The following is a 1,999-nucleotide window of genomic DNA, read 5'->3' on the forward strand; positions in this document are numbered from 1 at the left end:
CGGTGGAAAAGCCGACCAGCGGCGGATCGAAAGCCTTTTCACCGGTCGGCGTGCCTAGCGTATTTTCATGCGATGACGCCACGAAATGGGAAATGATGTCCGTTATCCACTTACCCCGGTCGGTTTGCATGGGTTTGGCTCCCTATTTCCGATTAACCACATCCCGTGCAGGGGACGCGCAAGCCGAATAGTCCAAGACGCCCGCTGACGGTGAGGGGCCGTCTCATTCCATCTGAATGACGATCGTGCCGTGGGTGTGTTTGGCTTCCTGCAGAACATGGCTTCCACTACGATCACCGTTGGCCAGAAGAAAAAAATGATAATCGACTTCCAGTTCGCTCGCTAACCCCGCCACAAACCGCGGGAAATGCGTTCGCTACCGCGGTTCACCAGCATCCGAGCGTAAACGAGCAGGTTAACCGTTAGAAGGGTCACCCCGAAAGCGATCTGCATCCCCCGCGTCAGGCCGGCCGGGTAGACGATCGGCATGACGTAGTGGTCGATAAAACCGCCGGCATATCCCGCCTGCCCGGCCAGTTGCCGAAGATGCATCTCCAGGGGCGTCAACGGGCAGATCCACCCGCCAAAGGCGATCAGCACACCCCACAACACACAAGGTAGGTGTAGGAAAGCAACTTTTCGCCATTTGACGACGAGGATTCCACCCAGGGCACCGAACAGGATGAAAAGCAGGTGGACAAGCATAATAATATCTGCTGCGAGTCCTGCAATCATGAGGGTTCAGGGGGTTGATTGACCCCTACTGTTTTTCAGATGCCTTGTTGATATCGATGATCTTTGTGTTGCCGGCATAATTTTTGGTTTCGTAGCGGGTGACGCCTTGCAATTTGTTGGTGATGCCGCGCATGCGTTCAATTTGGTCAGTGAGTTTGTCGATGTATGCATGCGCTTCATGGCCATCCAGTTTCATGGCCATCAGCTCGGTGTAGCCCGAAATGGCCTGCAGCGGCTGGTTGAATTCGTGACAGACGGCGCCGGCGATCTCCAACACACCTTCCAGCCGTTCCTTTTGCATGCGGTTTTGGGCCGCACGATTCTTATCGGTCAGGTCCGAAAGGATGGCCACGCTGCCGCTGAGATTGCCCTGGCGATCCACTACCGGGGCCAGGCTGAAAAGGAAATCCCGGCGCAGCCCATCGGCGCACTGCACCTGGGTCTCGAAGGTATGAATGCCGGCTTTGTCGATCATCTTGTACTCTTCGCGTTGATAGGCGGCGGCCAGGTCGGCCGGGATCTGATCGGGCATCTCCATGGGGCGTTTGCCGATGATGCGGTCCCGTGTCAGGCCTAAAATCTGTTTGGCGAAGACCTTATTGCATCCCTGGTAAACCCCTTCAGCGTCTTTAAAGTAGATGGGGTTGGGGATGGTGTTCATCAAGGTGTCCATCAACAAAAGGAAGCTGCGCAATTTTTCCTCGGTCTGCTCCCAGCGGGCTTGGTTTTTGGTGTAGGTTTCCTCATTGGTGTGCGTTTTTTGATTGATTTCCTGAAGGGATTGCTTGAGTGTCTGCATTTCCTGATCCTGGCGCCGGAATCGATGAACCCCCCATGCAACCAGACCGACGATCAGAAGAATCAAAAACCAAGTTGTGCTGCCCATGGATGGGTTCTCCATTTGTCGGGAAATCAGTGATTGAGCACAATGCGATAGTGGGCCTTGCCGCTTCTCAACCGTGCAATAGCGGCGTTGATGTCATCGAAACTGAATGTTTCGACCACCGGCTTGATGTCGTGCCGAAGGGCGAATTCAAGCATTCTTCCCATGGTTGCAGGGCTGCCGACCGGTGATCCGGACAGCGACCGTTGACCCATGATCAGTGGAAATACACCGATGTCCAGCGGATCCAACGTCGCACCGACAAAATGTAAACGGCCGCGGGGTTTCAGTGTGCCCAGGTAAAGATTCCAGTCCAGTTTGACGTTGACCGTAGAGACAATCAGGTCAAAGCGACCGGCCGCCGCCTCGATCGCTTTCCCA

3 protein-coding genes are annotated in these 1,999 nt (G+C 55.0%); all 3 read right to left on the bottom strand.

What is annotated here, in order from left to right; translation table 11 throughout:
- Positions 1–342: 342 nt before the first annotated feature.
- A complete protein-coding gene (locus tag ABYV26_RS24800) occupies positions 343–735 on the bottom strand; it encodes a DUF2784 domain-containing protein (protein WP_372684026.1) in 393 nt (130 codons plus the stop codon).
- Positions 736–760: 25 nt separating this feature from the next.
- Positions 761–1,621, bottom strand: a complete 861-nt coding sequence (locus tag ABYV26_RS24805; RefSeq protein WP_372684027.1) for a PAS domain S-box protein — start codon at positions 1,619–1,621, stop codon at positions 761–763.
- A 26-nt stretch (positions 1,622–1,647) separates the two neighbouring features.
- On the bottom strand, positions 1,648–1,999 hold a 352-nt coding region (locus ABYV26_RS24810; RefSeq protein WP_372684028.1), incomplete at its 5' end, for a zinc-binding dehydrogenase.

The organism is Desulfosarcina sp., from assembly GCF_041551955.1.
Classification (GTDB): domain Bacteria; phylum Desulfobacterota; class Desulfobacteria; order Desulfobacterales; family Desulfosarcinaceae; genus Desulfosarcina.

Excerpts from the sequence above, each read along its gene's own strand:
- ABYV26_RS24805 (WP_372684027.1), bottom strand. The coding sequence starts at position 1,621 with ATGGGCAGCACAACTTGGTTTTTGATTCTTCTGATCGTCGGTCTGGTT.
- ABYV26_RS24800 (WP_372684026.1), bottom strand. The coding sequence starts at position 735 with ATGATTGCAGGACTCGCAGCAGATATTATTATGCTTGTCCACCTGCTT.